This window comes from Streptococcus sp. 5905 (assembly GCF_013276505.1).
Classification (GTDB): Bacteria; Bacillota; Bacilli; order Lactobacillales; family Streptococcaceae; genus Streptococcus.
In genome coordinates, this window is record NZ_VMLC01000002.1 from 127899 (window position 1) to 144310 (window position 16412).

The window sequence follows — 16412 nt, forward strand, 5'->3', positions numbered from 1 at the left end:
GAAATAGGTAAACTATTTTCACCATTCTTTCAAAAAAATATTCTATTAAGAAATATGTAAAGACAGATTAGAAAGTGGGAAATCCCTATGTCCTCTTATGAAAAAGTCTCTCTTTCTGAGATCAATCAATCTATTGAGACTCCAAATAACAATCATTTTTGGCAAAATCTAAAAGCATTCTTAGGACCTGGTGCACTTGTGGCAGTTGGCTACATGGATCCAGGAAACTGGATCACCAGTGTGGTTGGTGGCGCCTCCTACAAGTACAGCCTTTTATTTGTTATTTTAATTTCATCCATCATTGCCATGCAGCTACAACAGATGGCTGGAAAGCTCGGTATCGTGACTAGGATGGACCTAGCGCAGGCCACAGCTCATCATGCTCCCAAGTGGCTTCGCTATAGTTTATGGGTGATTTTAGAATTAGCTTTAATGGCGACAGATTTGGCTGAAGTTTTAGGTTCAGCGATTGCCTTAAATCTTTTGTTTAAAATACCGATTATGATTGCTATCCTCTTAACCGTTTTAGATGTGTTTCTTTTGTTGTTGTTGATGAAATTTGGTTTCAAAAAAATTGAAGCTATTGTTACGACCCTTATTTTAACCATATTAGCCATCTTTACCTATCTTGTGGCCTTATCCAATCCAAGTATCCAGGGGATCATTGGTGGTTATTTGCCAACTTCAACTTTATTTGAAACACCATTACCGGGTCATGAAAGTCAATTGACCTTGGCTCTGGGGATTGTAGGAGCGACAGTCATGCCCCATAATCTCTATCTCCATTCCTCTCTATCCCAAACAAGAAAAATCAATCACAAAGATAAGAAGGATGTTCAAAAAGCAGTTCGCTTTATGACCTGGGATTCAAATCTTCAGTTGTCCCTAGCCTTTATTGTCAATTCCTTACTTCTCATTTTAGGTGCCTCCCTCTTTTTTGGTCATGCATCTGAAATTTCAGCTTTTTCTCAAATGTATAATGCTCTACAGGATTCGACGATAGCAGGAGCAATAGCCAGTTCAACTCTATCAACTTTATTTGCCCTAGCCCTCCTAGCAAGTGGTCAAAATTCGACCATTACAGGTACCTTAACGGGACAGATTGTCATGGAAGGTTTCTTACATCTGAAATTGCCTCAGTGGATTATCCGTATCGGTACCCGTATTTTTGCCTTGCTCCCTGTGATTATTGTAGCCGTCTTGTTTGGACATCAAGAAAAAACCTTGGATCAGTTATTGGTCTATTCACAGGTTTTTCTGTCAATCGCTCTTCCGTTTTCAATCTTCCCCTTAATTTATCTGACCTCTAAGAAGTCACTGATGGGAGAATTCACCAATGCCAAGTGGAACACAATCCTAGGTTACGCAGTTTCAATCATCTTGACCATTCTCAATATCAAACTTCTTTTTGATATTTTTTAAACTTGTTCAAATTAGTTTTCGGCACTAGCTTGAAGCTTGATATTGAGATAATAGTAGTGGTTGGTTCATAAAAAGAAGTAAAAAAAGAACAGTAGTAACTGTTCTTTTTATGATTATTTGAGACCGTATTTTTTGTTGAAACGATCCACACGTCCATCTGCTTGGGTGAACTTTTGACGTCCAGTGTAGAATGGGTGTGAGTCTGATGAAATTTCCACACGGATCAATGGGTAAGTTTCGCCTTCGAACTCAACAGTTTCGTTAGAGCGTTTAGTTGAACCGCTAAGGAATTTGTAACCAGTAGTTGTGTCCATGAAGACAACTGGGCGATATTCTGGATGGATATCTTTTTTCATTTTGCAATATTTCCTTTCTGCCATGGTCTCTTTGCGAGCCATAGATTGTTACCATACTAGTCTATCAGATTCTGAAAAGTTTGGCAAGTATTTTATCAGTTTTTAAGCAAGTTTTTTAATTTTTGGTAGATGATTTCATTTTCTTCTAGACTATAGGAATTGGCGCCACTGGCTAATGGATGTCCTCCTCCGTCGTGTTCTTTGGCAATTTCATTGATAGGGATAATTTTACTGCGCATACGCACACGGAAGTGACCATCAGCTTGTTCAACAAAGATAGCCCAAGCCTTAACGGTATCGATTCGACCAGGTGCTCCGACAATCGCTGCGGTTTCAGCGTCGGTAACATTGTACTGTTTCAAGATTTCTTGGCTGAGAAGAACGCGTGCAGCTCCATTCTCATCAACTTCTAAATGATCATAAACATATCCTTGCAATTTTGCAATCTTGAAGCTCATGGTATCCATTTGACGAGACAATCCAGCAAAGTCAAAATCAACTTCTCGGAGCTGGCCAGCTATTCTAAAGGTACGGGCACTAGTTGACGGGTAGAGAAAACGCCCTGTGTCTCCGACAATTCCTGCATAGAGAAGTCGTGCCGCTTCGCTAGACAAAGTTAGTTGGTTTTCTTGAGCAAATAGAGCAATCATCTCACTGGCACTGCTTGAACTTGTATCCACCCAAGATAGGTCGCCATAGATATCATCATTTGGATGGTGATCGATTTTGATGGTGAAAGCAGCTTGTTCATAGCGTTTATCATCGATACGAGGCCGATTCGCTGTATCACAAATAATAGCAAGAGCACCATGGTAGTCACTATCTTGAACAGTATCCATTTCTGCCATCCAAGTCAAAGTCGGTTCATTATAACCAACAGCTTTGATGGTCTTTTCTGGAAAATGGTGATTGAGCAAGGCTTTCAAACCTACCTGACTTCCCAAGGCATCAGGGTCCGGTTTCATATGACGATGAATGATGATGGTATCGTATTCTTTGATTTTCTCTAAAATTTGCTGACAAATCTCCATAAATAACCTCAATTCTTTCTCATTTCATTGTAGCACAAGAATTTTTATTTTTAAAATGAAAAAGATATGATATAATGGAGAGAGATAAATTGAGGAGGACGATATGGCATTAGCAAAAATTGTATTTGCCAGTATGACCGGTAATACCGAAGAAATTGCAGATATTGTAGCAGATAAATTGCGTGATTTGGGCTTGGATGTCGATGTTGATGAATGTACGACTGTTGACGCTTCAGACTTCTTGGAAGCGGACATCGCTATCGTTGCGACTTACACTTACGGAGATGGAGAATTGCCAGATGAGATGATGGACTTCTATGAAGACCTAGCAGACCTCAACTTGAATGGTAAAATCTACGGAGTGGTCGGTTCAGGTGACACCTTCTACGACGAATTTTGTAAGGCTGTTGATGACTTTGATCGCGTTTTTGTAGCGACAGGAGCAGAAAAAGGTTCAGAGTGTGTTAAAGTTGATCTTTCTGCCGAAGAAGAAGACATCGAACGCTTGGAACAATTCGCAGAAGAATTGGCTGCAAAAGTAGGATAAGAATCAAACTGCGCTGACTGAAAGGAGTCGGTGCGTTTTTTATTAGCTATTTTGGGATTTTACTAGCCTATTTGGTGGCTTTTTGATACAATAATTCAAATAAAGGAGGAGACACTATGGATTTAGATAGTATTCGGCAAGAAATTGATCAAATTGACGATCAAATCGTCAAGCTCCTGGAAGAAAGAATGCATTTAGTTGAAGGGGTTGTCGCTTATAAAAAAGCATCTAGTAAACCAATCTTAGATTCTAAGAGAGAAGAAGTTATTTTTGAAAAAGTCAAAAATCGAGTAGAAGATAAGCGCTATCAGGAGACCATTGTTGAGACTTTTTCAGACATTCTCAAACGTTCGCGTGATTATCAGGATCAAAACATCAAATGAAAAAAGAACAATTTTATCCGCTAGGGATTTTTCTGGCTGCTATGTTGGGAGGTCTTGTCCGCTATCTGGTTTCCACTTGGTTACCAGCTAGTCCAGACTTTCCTTGGGGTACCCTCCTTGTCAACTATCTGGGTATTTTCTACCTGGTCTATCTGGTAAAAGGCTATCTGGCCTATAAGGGAACCAGCAAGGGCTTGGTTTTGGCGCTTGGGACAGGATTTTGTGGTGGCCTGACAACCTTTTCTAGTCTAATGCTTGATGTTGTGAAACTACTGGATACCGGGCGTTATCTTAGTTTGGTTCTGTATTTGCTTTTGAGCATTGGTGGAGGCCTGCTCTTGGCTTATTATCTAGGGAGGAAGAAATGGTAATCGTCTATCTTGCAATCGCTTGTGGCTTTGGAGCCCTAGTTCGGTATTTCTTTTCTCGATACAATCAAGCTTCTAAATTGCCCCTAGGAACTCTCATAGCCAATCTTCTCGGTTGTTTTTTGATTGGCTTGCTCTACAACCATGTGGAGTCCAAGGAAGTCTATGCTATCCTAGCGACAGGTTTCTGTGGTGGGTTGACGACCTTTTCAACCTTGAATGATGAGCTGCAAAGACTACTTAGTGACAAGAAGGTATTTTATAGCTATTTAGTCTTAACCTACATAGGTGGTTTTCTAGCGATTTTTTTAGGAATTCTGCTATAAATTTCTTTACTTTTATGTGGAAATTTGGTAAACTGTATCTTGTGTGTAATGGACGCACAAAAATACAGTTTATCCGCTGAGGAAGGTTCCTCAAGATTGACAAAGATAGGAGAATAAAATGAATCCATTAATCCAAAGCTTGACTGAAGGTCAACTTCGTACAGATATCCCATCATTCCGTCCTGGTGACACTGTTCGTGTACATGCGAAAGTTGTCGAAGGTAACCGTGAACGTATCCAGATTTTTGAAGGTGTTGTTATCGCACGTAAAGGTGCTGGCATCTCAGAAAACTACACAGTTCGTAAAATCTCTAACGGTGTAGGTGTTGAGCGTATCTTCCCAATCCACACTCCACGTGTTGAAAAGATCGAAGTTGTTCGTTACGGTAAAGTACGTCGTGCGAAATTGTACTACTTGCGTGCACTTCAAGGTAAGGCAGCTCGTATCAAAGAAATCCGTCGTTAATTCGACTAAAAAACTCTGCTTACCTAGCAGAGTTTTTCTCTAGCTCCCTTAGTTCAATGGATATAACAACTCCCTCCTAAGGAGTAGTTGCAGGTTCGATTCCTGCAGGGGGCATTTTAAGTAATGCAAAGAAAAGCAAAGAATATGCAAAGTGTTTATTTTAAGGCAATCATCACAAGTTAATTTTTAAAAATAATTTAGTATTTTTTGTTTTTTTGACCAAATCATGACCAAATTTTGACCAAAATTAAATTTTTAGAAATTAATATAAAGTAAAGTAGATCAAGAAATTGGTCTATTTTTTGTGAAACAGTATTAAGAGTTATTAAAAAATATTTTATCATTTTCACTATGAAATTGTTCTGTCCATTTAAAAATGTTGGAAGAGACTAAATAATATTTTTGGTTTATAGAACAGATATAAAGTTTTAAATATGATTACGCTTTAAAAAAATGTTGTATTTTATTGTGTTATCCCTTGACAATTTTATTTAGAAAATATATGATAAGGATAATGACAGCGGTGTCATTTTGTCTGATGTAAAAAAATTTAGTGATACATAGTAAAAAAACAATAAAAAATTTGGAGGTGTTTTATGAAGCATTTTGTTCACAATGAGGTTTTTAGTATTCGGAAACTTAAGGTTGGATTGTGCTCTGTTTTGGTAGCGGTTTCATTCTTGGGGGTACAAAGTGTTTTTGCTGATGAAGTTATTACAAGTACTTCACAGATATCTATAAATAAGCTTTCTACTTCAACCACCAATAGTTTAGAAAGCTCATCAACTAATAATTATGATAAACCTACTGGGATTGACTCTTCTACTTCACAATTAACCGATAGTAATGTTGATTCTCCTTTGACACCTAATAAAGAATATAAAGAAGATGGGGTAAATACTGGAACTTTTGAAGATGAAATGAAAGATTCTCCTCTTGTTTCTAATAGTGACCTTTCTACTTCAACTATCAAAACTTTAGAAGGTTCCTTAACTAGTAAACATGACAGTTTGACTGATTTTATTAGTACTTATTCAAAGTCAGTTAGTTCTGAGAACGAAGTTGCAGATACCTCTAATAGTAATGAAGTGCGAGAGAGTAACACTGCCTTAGAAAAAGGAATTGAAGTTTCGGCTTTAAATGTAAAAGATTATGGTGCAGTAGGCGATGGGGTTAATGATGACAGACAAGCAATTCAAGATACAATAGATGCAGCTGCTAAAGGATTAGGTGGAGGAAAAGTATATTTTCCTGAGGGAACTTATTTAGTTAAAGAAATTGTCTTTTTGAGAAGTCATACACACATAGAAGTACATGAAAAAGCTACAATATTAAATGGTATCAATATCAAAAATCATCCTTCTATTGTATTCATGACAGGTTTATTCACTGATGATGGAGATCAAGTTGAGTGGGAACCAACCGAAGATATCAGTTACTCTGGTGGAACAATTGATATGAACGGAGCTTTGAATGAAGAGAGGACAAAAGCTAAGAATCTTCCTTTGATCAATTCTTCAGGAGCCTTTGCTATAGGAAATTCAAAAAACGTAACAATAAGTAATGTAACCTTTAAAGATAGCTATCAGGGACATGCCATTCAAATTGCAGGTTCAAAAAATGTACTAGTAGACAACTCTCGGTTTTTGGGACAAGCTCTCCCTAAGACTATGAAGGATGGTCAGATCATCAGTAAGGAGTCTATTCAAATAGAGCCATTAACCAGAAAAGGCTTTCCATATGCATTAAATGATAATGGTCAAAAATCTGAAAATGTAACAATTCAAAATTCTTATTTTGGTAAAAGTGAAAAATCAGGTGAATTAGTAACTGCAATTGGGACACATTATCAAACTGCAACAACTGAAAATCCTTCAAATATTAAAATTCTAAATAATCATTTTGATAATATGATGTATGCGGGTATTCGCTTTACAGGATTTACTGATATTTTAATAAAAGGAAATAGGTTTGATAAGAAAACTAAAGAGGAAAGTGTACACTATCGTGAAAATGGTGCTGCTTTAGTTAATGCTTATAGTTATAAAAATGTTAAAGATATATTAGATTTGAATAAACATGTGACTATTACTGGAAATGTATTTAATATTGCTGATTCTAACACTAAAGCAATACGAATTGCAAAAGATAGTGCAGATTATCTTGGAAAAGTAACTGATATTACTGTAACAAAGAATATCATTCGTAATAATTCGAAAAATACTGAACAGCCAAATATTGAAATGTTAAGAGTCAGCGACAATTTGGTAGTGTCTGATAATATCATTTCAGGAGGTAAAGACGGAATCGTAATTGAAGAATCCGCTGGAAGTATCACTGTCTTAAATAACCAACTTTCCAATTTAACAGGAAATCATGTTTCTTTACTTAAAACTGATTTTAATGGGACCAGTTCAGACACAAATAATAGTGTCGGTGATTTTAATATTATAACTGAGAATGAAAGTTATAAAATCTTTTCGCAAAATTCAGGTAATCATTCAGATAACCACTCAGATAAGCATGCAGAGGAAATAAAACCTGTAGCTGAAAACAAAAATAGTTTAGCTAATAATTACTCAGTAAATAGTGTAGATGATAAAATTGAAAAATCAAATCATGATTCAGGTAATGTAGTAACAGGAGAAATTTCACAAAAACAATATGACGTAACTAATGTTAGTGAAGTAGTTAAGACAAAAAATAATCAACATGCATTACCAAAAACTGGATTAAATAAAATGGTTGAGTTGCTTTTAACTATTATTGGAATTTGCCTTCTATTTGGACAACGGAGTTTTAAACGTCATTATGAAGATAGATAGAATATGCTCAATACAAGGTAGCACTATAGAGAACGAAGATAGCGTAGGTTACAAAAATCAATATTTCTGGATTATAGATGGAGCAACAGATTTATTTAATTCAAAAGACTCTATAGGTTATTCAGTTTCAGAAGTATCTCACCTTATTTCTGAATGTCTCAAGCAGTATTGTGACGATTCGTTATCATTGAAGAAAATTTTCGAGCTTGTTTTGGATGATGTTAGAAAAATAATAGAGATAGATCAGTGTGAGTTTGATGATTATTACCAGTTACCAACTTTTGCCTTTATTTTTGCGAAATTATCTGGTTTAAAATTAGAATACATAATGATTGGCGATTGTGTTATGATAGTCAACAATCAAACTATTACAGACCATAGAGTAGATTGCCTTTTTGAACAAGGAAAATTTTCAATCAAATCTAATGATGAAGTTGATAAAAAGACTATATTACAAAATATTAGGAAGCTAGCTAATAAACCAGATGGATATTGGATAGGTTCACTAGACAAAAGTAGTATAAATCATGTTATCAATGGTAGTTTGGAAGTAACTAGTGATCATATTGTTTTAATGACTGATGGTTTTTACGATTTTTATACTCAAAATTCAGGCTACAATTTTGGAGAGTTAATTGAAATGAGAAAAGAATCTACAAATATTGATCCTATTTATGGTAAAAAAGATGATGCAAGTATTTTGATAATTGATGTTTAAAATAATTTCATCATATGATGAACTATAAAGACAGTTATCTATACGAGTTCTTTATAGTGCAATTGATTATTGAGGTTAGATAATGTTGAGAAAGCATTTTGACAATGAAATTATTGAGTTGTCTAATAATCTAGAAGATATATGGATTTCTATAATAAAAAAATATGAAATGATATTTGATGATTTAACTGAAGTTCAAAAACAAAGTATTATAGATAATGATTTAGTTATTAATGAAGCAGTTGTTACAATAGATATGAAAGGTATTGAACTCATCTGTTTACAACATCCTGTTTCTGTTGATTTGAGAAAAATTATAACTATAGTAAAATTATCCACAGATATTGAACGTATTGGTGATCGAATCATTGAAATAGTTAAGAATTTAAAAAATATTCATACAATGCATGAATGGGGACCATTATTTTATGAAATGCTAAAAATACATTTTATTCTAGGGGATCACTTAAAGAAAACTCTAACATGGTATAAGAATAGAAACTATGAACCTGACGTATATGACTATAATAAAAAATGTAAGTTGATATCTGGTCTATGTCAAAAACTAGGAGACAAAGTAGTAGAGAACTTTCTTATTGAATCCTCAAATGTTGATGAAGCTATTGTATTTTTAGAAGTTATTAATATTCTTGATAAGATGTCCCATACAACAAAATCTATTTATAAATGGTTAGATTATCAGGAAATTGGAGTATTATAGTTAAAGAGGAGTATATATGCAGACAATAGTAGATAATTTTGCTAATAAAGTTATTGAATATGGAATTTATAAATCGATGGACCAAATATATATAAAAAATAGAATATTGGCTTTAATCGGTGAAGAAGGAACTGATAAGATTTCAAATGATAGTGATCTTAAAAAATTAAAAGACAATTTAGTAGAAATAGCTTTAAAGAACGGTAAAATTGCTGATTTAGCTGAGGCAAAGGAATGTTTAGGTGCAGAGCTGATGAATTTTATCGTTCCATTACCAAGTCGCCTTAATGATATTTTTTGGAGTTCATATGATGTTTCGCCACAGGAAGCAGTTGAAGAGTTCTATCAGTTAAGTAAAGATAGCGACTATATTAAATTGTCAGCTATCGCTAAAAATATAGCTTTTCATACTGAAACTAATTATGGTTCACTTGAAATTACAATCAATTTATCAAAACCGGAAAAAGATCCGAAAACAATCGCAGCAGAGAAATTGGTAAAGTCATCTAATTATCCAAAATGTTTACTTTGTATGGAAAATGAAGGTTATCAGGGGAGAATAAATTATCCAGCACGTGCTAATCATAGAATTATTCGGTTGGAACTGGGAGACGAAGTATGGGGTTTCCAGTATTCCCCATACTCATATTTTAATGAGCATGCGATATTCTTGAATAGTCAACATGTACCAATGGCTATTACGTCCAAAACATTTGAACAATTATTGGAGATTGTTGATATTTTACCAGGATATTTTGCTGGTTCAAATTCTGATCTTCCTATCTCAGGAGGTTCTATTCTTAGTCATAATCACTACCAGGGAGGAAAACATATTTTCCCAATGGAAAAAGCAAAAATTGAGAGAGAATTTCTTTTTAAAGACTTTGAGGATGTTAAAGCAGGTATTGTAAAATGGCCGATGTCAGTGATTAGGCTACAAGGTGAAAATAAAAATCGTTTGGTAGAATTAGCTACTAAAATCCTAAATATCTGGAGAGAATATTCAGATTTAGAAGTAGACATCATTGCTAAGACTGAAGATATTCCACACCATACGGTGACTCCTATTGCTCGTAAAGTGGATGGAAGATATGAATTGGATATTGTTCTGAGAGATAACCATACTACTAAACAATACCCAGATGGTGTTTACCACCCTCATCAAGATGTACAACATATTAAAAAGGAAAATATCGGGTTAATCGAAGTGATGGGACTTGCGATTTTACCACCTCGTTTGAAAACAGAGTTAGAAGAAGTTGAAAAATATCTTTTAGGAGAAAAAAATTCAATTGCAAACTATCATTTAGAATGGGCTGACCAATTGAAAGAAAAATATCCTAATATTAAAAAAGAAGAGGTTAATCGCGTAGTTCAACACGAAGTAGGACAAGTATTTGCGAGAGTTCTCGAAGATGCTGGCGTTTATAAGAATACTCCGTTTGGACATGAAGCGTTTATGAGATTTGTTAAGTCGGTTGGAATTAGTTAGGAGGAACCCCAAATGGCAATATTGGTGACAGGCGGAGCTGGTTATATTGGTAGCCATACCGTAGTAGAATTATTAAATTTAGGGAAGGAAGTCGTAATTGTCGATAACCTTTCGAACTCTAGCATCTTGGTATTAGATCGGATTGAAGCAATTACTGGGAAACGTCCTGCGTTTTACGAATTAGATGTTTGTGATAAACAAGGATTGAGAAAAGTTTTTGAACAAGAATCTATTGAGGCTGCAATTCATTTTGCAGGATACAAAGCTGTCGGAGAATCCGTGCAAAAGCCTGTGATGTACTACGAAAATAATATTATGAGCACATTAGCTCTTGTTGAAGTGATGTCAGAGTTTAAAGTTAAGAAGATTGTATTTTCATCGAGTGCGACTGTATACGGCATTCACAATCAATCACCCCTCATTGAGACAATGCCGACAAGTGCAACAAACCCTTATGGGTACACCAAAGTGATGCTTGAACAAATTTTAAAAGATGTTCATGTAGCAGATTCAGAGTGGAGTATTGCATTGCTTCGTTATTTTAATCCGATCGGGGCTCATGAGTCTGGGCTTATTGGTGAAGACCCCTCTGGAATTCCCAACAACTTGATGCCTTTTATTGCACAAGTAGCTGTAGGCAAGCGATCAGAGCTAAGTGTTTTTGGAGATGATTATGATACGGTAGATGGTACTGGTGTTCGCGATTATATCCATGTAGTGGATTTAGCGATAGGGCATATAAAAGCTTTAGAAAAAGTATCCGAAAAAACAGATGTTTATATTTATAACCTGGGCTCAGGAGAGGGAACTAGTGTATTACAACTTGTAAATACATTTGAAAGTGTCAATAAGGTTCCAATTCCTTATAAAATTGTTCCAAGACGATCAGGAGACGTTGCGACTTGTTATGCAAATGCAGACAAAGCGTATAAGGAGTTAAATTGGAAGACTACGAAAACGGTTGAAGATATGTGTAGAGATACATGGAATTGGCAATCCAAAAATCCTAATGGATACAATAAATAATAAAGCACAATAGTCTTGTGATATGTATATATAAAAAAAATCAAAAAAAAATTATGAAAGCGCTTGACAAAGTAATCGTTTACATTGTATAATGTAAACATTAATGACACCGATGTCAAAAATAAAAAAGAAGGTCTTTTTATGAAAAACTTAACAAAAATTAAGTTCAAAGAGAACGGGGAATTTAATCATTTCCCAGGGAATACAGTTGTTGCAAATCTTTATACTAATTCAGATTTGATGGAAGTTGTTGATATCATTCAATCACGTTATAGAGAGTTGCCATTTATAGATAAATTTACATTAACTCCAAGAGATTCTATTCATATGACAGTAATAGAGTTACTTTGTCACGAAAATCGTGAGTCTGAATTTTGGAGTAGTCATCTACCACTAGATACACCATTACAAGAAATTCATGATTACTTTGCTAAGCAACTAGAAATCTTCCCATTACTCAACGAAGATATTCATATGCGAGTTACTGAAATGGGCAATCAAAACATTTTAGTTGAACCAGCAGATGAAAAATCAGCTAAACGATTAGAAGAAATTAGAACGTATGTTTCAGAAAAAGCAGGTGTTCGATTCCCTAATCATGATCGCTATCAATTCCATATCTCAATTGGATATCTTCGAGTTCCATTAACGGAAGATGAAAATGAAGAGTTTACAAAGGTGAAAAAGGAATTAACAAAAGTTCTACTTGAAAAGATTCCTGTAATTACTGTAAATCGTATTGATTATACAGTATTTGAAGATATGAGACGATTTGTTCCATATTGTGAAAAATTTTAAAAAAAATTATTATTAAAAATATAAAGGAGTTTTCATATGAAAAAATCTAAATTGTTATCGCTTTTAGCTGCAGGGGTTGCGGTTACAACATTGGCAGCATGTTCAGGTGGTTCAAATAATTCATCAAATTCTTCGAGCGATACACCTCAATCAGAAGAAAAAGCTGATAAGAGCCAAGAATTAGTAATTTATTCTAACTCTGTTTCAAACGGACGTGGAGATTGGCTAACTGCTAAAGCAAAAGAAGCTGGTTTCAATATTAAAATGGTTGATATCCCTGGCGCTCAATTAGCAGACCGTGTTATTGCTGAGAAGAATAATTCAGTTGCAGATATGGTATTTGGAATTGGTGCTGTTGATTCAAATAAAATTAGAGATCAAAAATTACTAGTACAGTACAAGCCTAAATGGTTAGATAAAATTGATCAATCTTTATCAGATAAAGATAATTATTATAATCCTGTGATTGTTCAACCATTAGTTTTAATTGGGGCGCCTGATGTAAAAGAAATGCCTAAAGATTGGACTGAGTTAGGTAGCAAGTATAAAGGTAAATATTCAATTTCTGGGCTCTCAGGTGGAACAGGGCGTGCTATCTTGGCAAGTATCCTTGTTCGTTATCTAGATGATAAAGGAGAATTGGGTGTTTCTGAAAAAGGTTGGCAAGCAGCTAAAGAATATTTGGAAAATGCGTACACTCTTCAAAAGGGTGAAAGTTCAATTGTTAAAATGTTGGATAAGGATGACCCAATCCAGTATGGAATGATGTGGGGTTCTGGTGCATTAGTTGGACAGAAAGAACAAAATGTTGTATTTAAAGTAATGTCTCCTGAAATTGGTGTCCCGTTTGTAACTGAACAAACAATGATTTTGAATACTAGTAAGAAACAAGCTTTAGCTAAAGAATTTATTGATTGGTTTGGTCAAACAGAAATTCAAGTAGAGTATAGCAAAAACTTTGGTTCTATTCCTGCAAATACTGAGGCAGTGAAAGAGTTACCAGAAGCAACTAAGAAATTTGTTGATCAAGTGAAACCACAAAGTATTGATTGGGAAGCTGTTGGAAAACATTTGGACGAATGGGTCGAAAAAGCTGAACTTGAATATGTAAAATAGGACATAAGTGTAATTTTTAAAATTCCAAGTCTCTCTAATGTTTCTGCACATACAAAAGAAATTAAGAGGGACTTTTTATATATTAGTAAAGGAAGTTAATAATATGATTAAATTTGATAATATTCAAATTAAATATGGTGATTTTATCGCGATTGATAATCTTAATTTAGATATTCAGGAAGGAGAATTCTTTACCTTTCTAGGACCTTCTGGATGTGGTAAATCAACAACTTTGAGAGCTTTGGTAGGTTTTCTAGACCCTTCATCTGGAAGTATTGAGGTTAATGGCACAGATGTTACGCACTTGGAGCCTGAAAAACGTGGAATCGGGATCGTATTCCAATCTTACGCACTATTTCCAACAATGACAGTTTTTGATAATATTGCATTTGGTTTAAAAGTTAAAAAAGTTGCTCCAGATGTTATTAAAGCCAAGGTTTCTGCAGTGGCTGCTAAAATTAAGATTTCAGATCAACAATTGCAACGTAACGTTTCAGAATTATCTGGAGGACAACAGCAGCGTGTAGCTTTAGCTCGTGCTCTTGTTTTGGAACCTAAAATCCTATGTTTGGATGAACCCTTGTCAAACCTAGATGCAAAATTACGTGTGGATTTGAGAAAAGAGTTGAAACGTCTTCAAAAAGAATTGGGAATTACAACTCTATATGTTACACATGACCAAGAGGAAGCGTTAACGCTATCTGATAGGATTGCTGTTTTTAATAATGGTTTTATTGAACAAGTGGGGACACCAGTAGAAATTTATCATAATTCTCAAACAGAATTTGTATGTGATTTCATTGGAGACATTAACGTACTTACAGATGAAACTGTTCACGGAATTCTTCTAAATAATGCTCATGTTTTTTTGGAAGATAAAAAAGGTTACATTCGTTTAGAAAAAGTTCGCTTCAAACGTGAAACGGATCAGGATTTTGTCTTAAAAGGTTCAATTATTGATGTTGAATTTTCAGGAGTTACAATTCACTATACTGTTCAGGTATCTGAAAACCAAATTCTTAATGTAACAAGTATCGATAGTCAGTCAGCTATTAGATCTGTCGGAGAAAGTGTGGAATTATTTATCACACCATCAGACGTTCTGCAATTTTAAGGAGGGGCAGTATGCGTCATAAATTAAATTGGAAAGATTGGCTCATTCGTTTAGGCTTAATCTGGTTCTTGGTAACTTTCATCATTTATCCAAACTTTGATTTAGTAGTTAATGTATTTGTGAAAGGTGGGGAGTTTTCACTTGATGTCGTACAACGAGCTTTTAAATCTCAACGTGCGATTCAGAGTATTTTTAACAGTTTCAAGTTAGCATTCTCACTAATTATAACTGTTAATGTTGTTGGTGTACTTTGTGTATTGTTTACAGAATATTTTGATATTAAAGGAGCTAAAATATTAAAACTAGGATACATGACGTCACTAATCTACGGTGGAGTAGTTTTGGCTACTGGTTATAAATTCGTTTATGGACCATATGGAATGATTACCAAATTTTTACAAAGTATTATTCCATCTTTAGATCCTAACTGGTTTATTGGTTATGGTGCAGTTCTATTTATTATGACATTTTCTGGTACTGCTAATCACACCTTATTCCTAACTAATACAATTCGAAGTGTAGACTATCATACTATTGAAGCTGCACGTAATATGGGTGCCAAACCATTTACAGTGTTTAGAAAAGTAGTATTGCCAACTCTAATTCCTACTTTATTCGCTCTTACAATTATGGTTTTTCTAAGTGGGTTATCAGCAGTAGCAGCACCTATGATTGTTGGTGGGAAAGAATTCCAAACTATTAACCCAATGATCATAACATTTGCTGGAATGGGAAATTCTCGTGACTTAGCCGCCTTTCTAGCAATTATTTTGGGTATTGCCACTACGATTTTGCTTACTATTATGAACAAGATCGAAAAAGGCGGAAATTATATTTCTATTTCTAAAACGAAAGCACCTTTGAAAAAACAAAAAATCACATCTAAACCATGGAATATCATTGCACATATTGTTGCTTATGCTTTGTTCACTGTTTTCATGTTACCATTGATTTTCATTGTATTGTATTCATTTACTGACCCAGTTGCAATACAGTCAGGAAACTTATCATTATCAAACTTTACTCTTGATAATTACAGATTGTTCTTTAGTAATAGTGTTGCGTTTTCTCCATTCCTAGTCAGCTTTATATATTCTATCATTGCAGCAACTACTGCAACAGTTCTTGCTGTTGTGTTTGCGCGAGTAGTTCGTAAACATAAAACTCGATTTGATTTCTTGTTCGAATACGGAGCTCTTCTTCCTTGGCTATTACCAAGTACACTTCTAGCAGTTAGTTTATTGTTCACTTTCAACCAACCTCAACTTTTAGTCTTTAACCAGATTCTAGTTGGTAGTTTAGTAATTTTGCTAATCGCTTATATTGTTGTAAAAATTCCATTCTCTTATAGAATGGTACGTGCAATCTTATTTAGTGTTGATGATGAGATGGAGGATGCTGCTAGAAGTATGGGGGCTTCACCATTTTACACAATGATGAAGGTTATTATTCCTTTCATCTTGCCGGTAGTTCTTTCTGTTATCGCACTCAACTTTAACTCTTTATTGACCGATTTCGATTTATCTGTATTCCTTTATCATCCATTGGCTCAACCATTAGGTATTACGATTCGTTCTGCAGGTGATGAAACAGCAACATCTAATGCACAAGCTCTTGTATTTGTTTATACAATTGTTCTAATGATTATTTCAGGAACTGTATTGTACTTCACACAGAGACCGCGTGGTAAGAAAAGGAAATAG

The 16412-nt window shown here is 34.7% G+C and carries 17 protein-coding genes and 1 tRNA gene; 16 read left to right on the forward strand and 2 right to left on the reverse strand.

Annotated features, from left to right (window positions below):
• The first annotated feature begins 87 nt into the window (after window positions 1–87).
• On the forward strand, window positions 88–1422 hold the full coding sequence (locus HT680_RS05360; protein WP_173258833.1) for an Nramp family divalent metal transporter: 1335 nt from the start codon (window positions 88–90) through the stop codon (window positions 1420–1422).
• A 113-nt stretch (window positions 1423–1535) separates the two neighbouring features.
• Here the strand turns inward: HT680_RS05360 and HT680_RS05365 are convergent, their stop codons facing one another.
• A complete protein-coding gene (locus HT680_RS05365; protein ID WP_000710762.1) occupies window positions 1536–1778 on the reverse strand; it encodes a type B 50S ribosomal protein L31 in 243 nt (80 codons plus the stop codon).
• A gap of 95 nt (window positions 1779–1873) precedes the next feature.
• Window positions 1874–2809: a bifunctional oligoribonuclease/PAP phosphatase NrnA gene (locus tag HT680_RS05370; protein ID WP_173258869.1), complete on the reverse strand. Its 936-nt coding sequence runs from the start codon at window positions 2807–2809 to the stop codon at window positions 1874–1876.
• 103 nt (window positions 2810–2912) lie between these two features.
• Here HT680_RS05370 and HT680_RS05375 point away from each other — a divergent pair, with 103 nt between their 5' ends.
• The 15 genes from HT680_RS05375 (at window position 2913) to HT680_RS05445 (ending at window position 16412) form a co-directional block, all read left to right on the forward strand.
• On the forward strand, window positions 2913–3356 hold the full coding sequence (locus tag HT680_RS05375) for a flavodoxin (RefSeq protein ID WP_001162125.1): 444 nt from the start codon (window positions 2913–2915) through the stop codon (window positions 3354–3356).
• Between the two features lie 116 nt (window positions 3357–3472).
• Window positions 3473–3739 carry a chorismate mutase gene (locus HT680_RS05380; RefSeq protein ID WP_173258836.1) on the forward strand — a complete coding sequence of 89 codons (267 nt, stop codon included), beginning with the start codon at window positions 3473–3475 and terminating at the stop codon, window positions 3737–3739.
• Window positions 3736–4110 (forward strand): fluoride efflux transporter CrcB, encoded by a 375-nt coding sequence (crcB, locus tag HT680_RS05385; RefSeq protein WP_173258838.1) that lies wholly within the window; start codon window positions 3736–3738, stop codon window positions 4108–4110. Before HT680_RS05380 ends, crcB (HT680_RS05385) begins: the two co-directional genes overlap by 4 nt.
• Entirely contained in the window at window positions 4104–4433 is a 330-nt protein-coding gene (crcB, locus tag HT680_RS05390; RefSeq protein ID WP_173258840.1) for a fluoride efflux transporter CrcB, read from the forward strand. Before crcB (HT680_RS05385) ends, crcB (HT680_RS05390) begins: the two co-directional genes overlap by 7 nt.
• Window positions 4434–4551: 118 nt before the next feature.
• Entirely contained in the window at window positions 4552–4899 is a 348-nt protein-coding gene (rplS, locus tag HT680_RS05395; RefSeq protein WP_001068669.1) for a 50S ribosomal protein L19, read from the forward strand.
• A 42-nt stretch (window positions 4900–4941) separates the two neighbouring features.
• Window positions 4942–5013: transfer RNA gene (locus HT680_RS05400), tRNA-Arg, on the forward strand.
• Between the two features lie 482 nt (window positions 5014–5495).
• On the forward strand, window positions 5496–7724 hold the full coding sequence (locus tag HT680_RS05405; RefSeq protein ID WP_125839106.1) for a glycosyl hydrolase family 28-related protein: 2229 nt from the start codon (window positions 5496–5498) through the stop codon (window positions 7722–7724).
• Window positions 7711–8442, forward strand: a complete 732-nt coding sequence (locus tag HT680_RS05410; protein WP_125449783.1) for a protein phosphatase 2C domain-containing protein — start codon at window positions 7711–7713, stop codon at window positions 8440–8442. Before HT680_RS05405 ends, HT680_RS05410 begins: the two co-directional genes overlap by 14 nt.
• An 82-nt stretch (window positions 8443–8524) precedes the next feature.
• The gene (locus HT680_RS05415; protein ID WP_169446694.1) at window positions 8525–9163 is read left to right on the forward strand and encodes a phosphate uptake regulator PhoU; all 639 of its coding nucleotides are present in this window, start codon (window positions 8525–8527) and stop codon (window positions 9161–9163) included.
• A 16-nt stretch (window positions 9164–9179) separates the two neighbouring features.
• A complete protein-coding gene (gene galT, locus HT680_RS05420; protein WP_125450193.1) occupies window positions 9180–10655 on the forward strand; it encodes a UDP-glucose--hexose-1-phosphate uridylyltransferase in 1476 nt (491 codons plus the stop codon).
• Between the two features lie 12 nt (window positions 10656–10667).
• The gene (gene galE, locus HT680_RS05425) at window positions 10668–11681 is read left to right on the forward strand and encodes a UDP-glucose 4-epimerase GalE (RefSeq protein WP_125450192.1); all 1014 of its coding nucleotides are present in this window, start codon (window positions 10668–10670) and stop codon (window positions 11679–11681) included.
• Between the two features lie 141 nt (window positions 11682–11822).
• Window positions 11823–12479, forward strand: coding sequence for a DUF1868 domain-containing protein (locus HT680_RS05430; RefSeq protein ID WP_084973849.1), 657 nt, complete (start codon window positions 11823–11825; stop codon window positions 12477–12479).
• Between the two features lie 36 nt (window positions 12480–12515).
• A complete protein-coding gene (locus HT680_RS05435) occupies window positions 12516–13595 on the forward strand; it encodes an extracellular solute-binding protein (protein WP_173258843.1) in 1080 nt (359 codons plus the stop codon).
• Window positions 13596–13698: 103 nt separating this feature from the next.
• Window positions 13699–14709, forward strand: a complete 1011-nt coding sequence (locus HT680_RS05440; protein ID WP_084973845.1) for an ABC transporter ATP-binding protein — start codon at window positions 13699–13701, stop codon at window positions 14707–14709.
• An 11-nt stretch (window positions 14710–14720) separates the two neighbouring features.
• Window positions 14721–16412, forward strand: coding sequence for an iron ABC transporter permease (locus HT680_RS05445; RefSeq protein ID WP_084973843.1), 1692 nt, complete (start codon window positions 14721–14723; stop codon window positions 16410–16412).

Bases quoted from the DNA above. Each gene is read 5' to 3' on its own strand.
- HT680_RS05370 (WP_173258869.1), bottom strand. From the start codon at position 2,809: ATGGAGATTTGTCAGCAAATTTTAGAGAAAATCAAAGAATACGATACC.
- HT680_RS05415 (WP_169446694.1), top strand. From the start codon at position 8,525: ATGTTGAGAAAGCATTTTGACAATGAAATTATTGAGTTGTCTAATAAT.
- HT680_RS05430 (WP_084973849.1), top strand. From the start codon at position 11,823: ATGAAAAACTTAACAAAAATTAAGTTCAAAGAGAACGGGGAATTTAAT.
- crcB (WP_173258840.1), top strand. From the start codon at position 4,104: ATGGTAATCGTCTATCTTGCAATCGCTTGTGGCTTTGGAGCCCTAGTT.
- HT680_RS05410 (WP_125449783.1), top strand. From the start codon at position 7,711: ATGAAGATAGATAGAATATGCTCAATACAAGGTAGCACTATAGAGAAC.
- HT680_RS05365 (WP_000710762.1), bottom strand. From the start codon at position 1,778: ATGAAAAAAGATATCCATCCAGAATATCGCCCAGTTGTCTTCATGGAC.
- HT680_RS05405 (WP_125839106.1), top strand. From the start codon at position 5,496: ATGAAGCATTTTGTTCACAATGAGGTTTTTAGTATTCGGAAACTTAAG.
- HT680_RS05445 (WP_084973843.1), top strand. From the start codon at position 14,721: ATGCGTCATAAATTAAATTGGAAAGATTGGCTCATTCGTTTAGGCTTA.
- HT680_RS05435 (WP_173258843.1), top strand. From the start codon at position 12,516: ATGAAAAAATCTAAATTGTTATCGCTTTTAGCTGCAGGGGTTGCGGTT.
- crcB (WP_173258838.1), top strand. From the start codon at position 3,736: ATGAAAAAAGAACAATTTTATCCGCTAGGGATTTTTCTGGCTGCTATG.
- galT (WP_125450193.1), top strand. From the start codon at position 9,180: ATGCAGACAATAGTAGATAATTTTGCTAATAAAGTTATTGAATATGGA.
- HT680_RS05360 (WP_173258833.1), top strand. From the start codon at position 88: ATGTCCTCTTATGAAAAAGTCTCTCTTTCTGAGATCAATCAATCTATT.
- galE (WP_125450192.1), top strand. From the start codon at position 10,668: ATGGCAATATTGGTGACAGGCGGAGCTGGTTATATTGGTAGCCATACC.
- HT680_RS05380 (WP_173258836.1), top strand. From the start codon at position 3,473: ATGGATTTAGATAGTATTCGGCAAGAAATTGATCAAATTGACGATCAA.
- rplS (WP_001068669.1), top strand. From the start codon at position 4,552: ATGAATCCATTAATCCAAAGCTTGACTGAAGGTCAACTTCGTACAGAT.
- HT680_RS05440 (WP_084973845.1), top strand. From the start codon at position 13,699: ATGATTAAATTTGATAATATTCAAATTAAATATGGTGATTTTATCGCG.
- HT680_RS05375 (WP_001162125.1), top strand. From the start codon at position 2,913: ATGGCATTAGCAAAAATTGTATTTGCCAGTATGACCGGTAATACCGAA.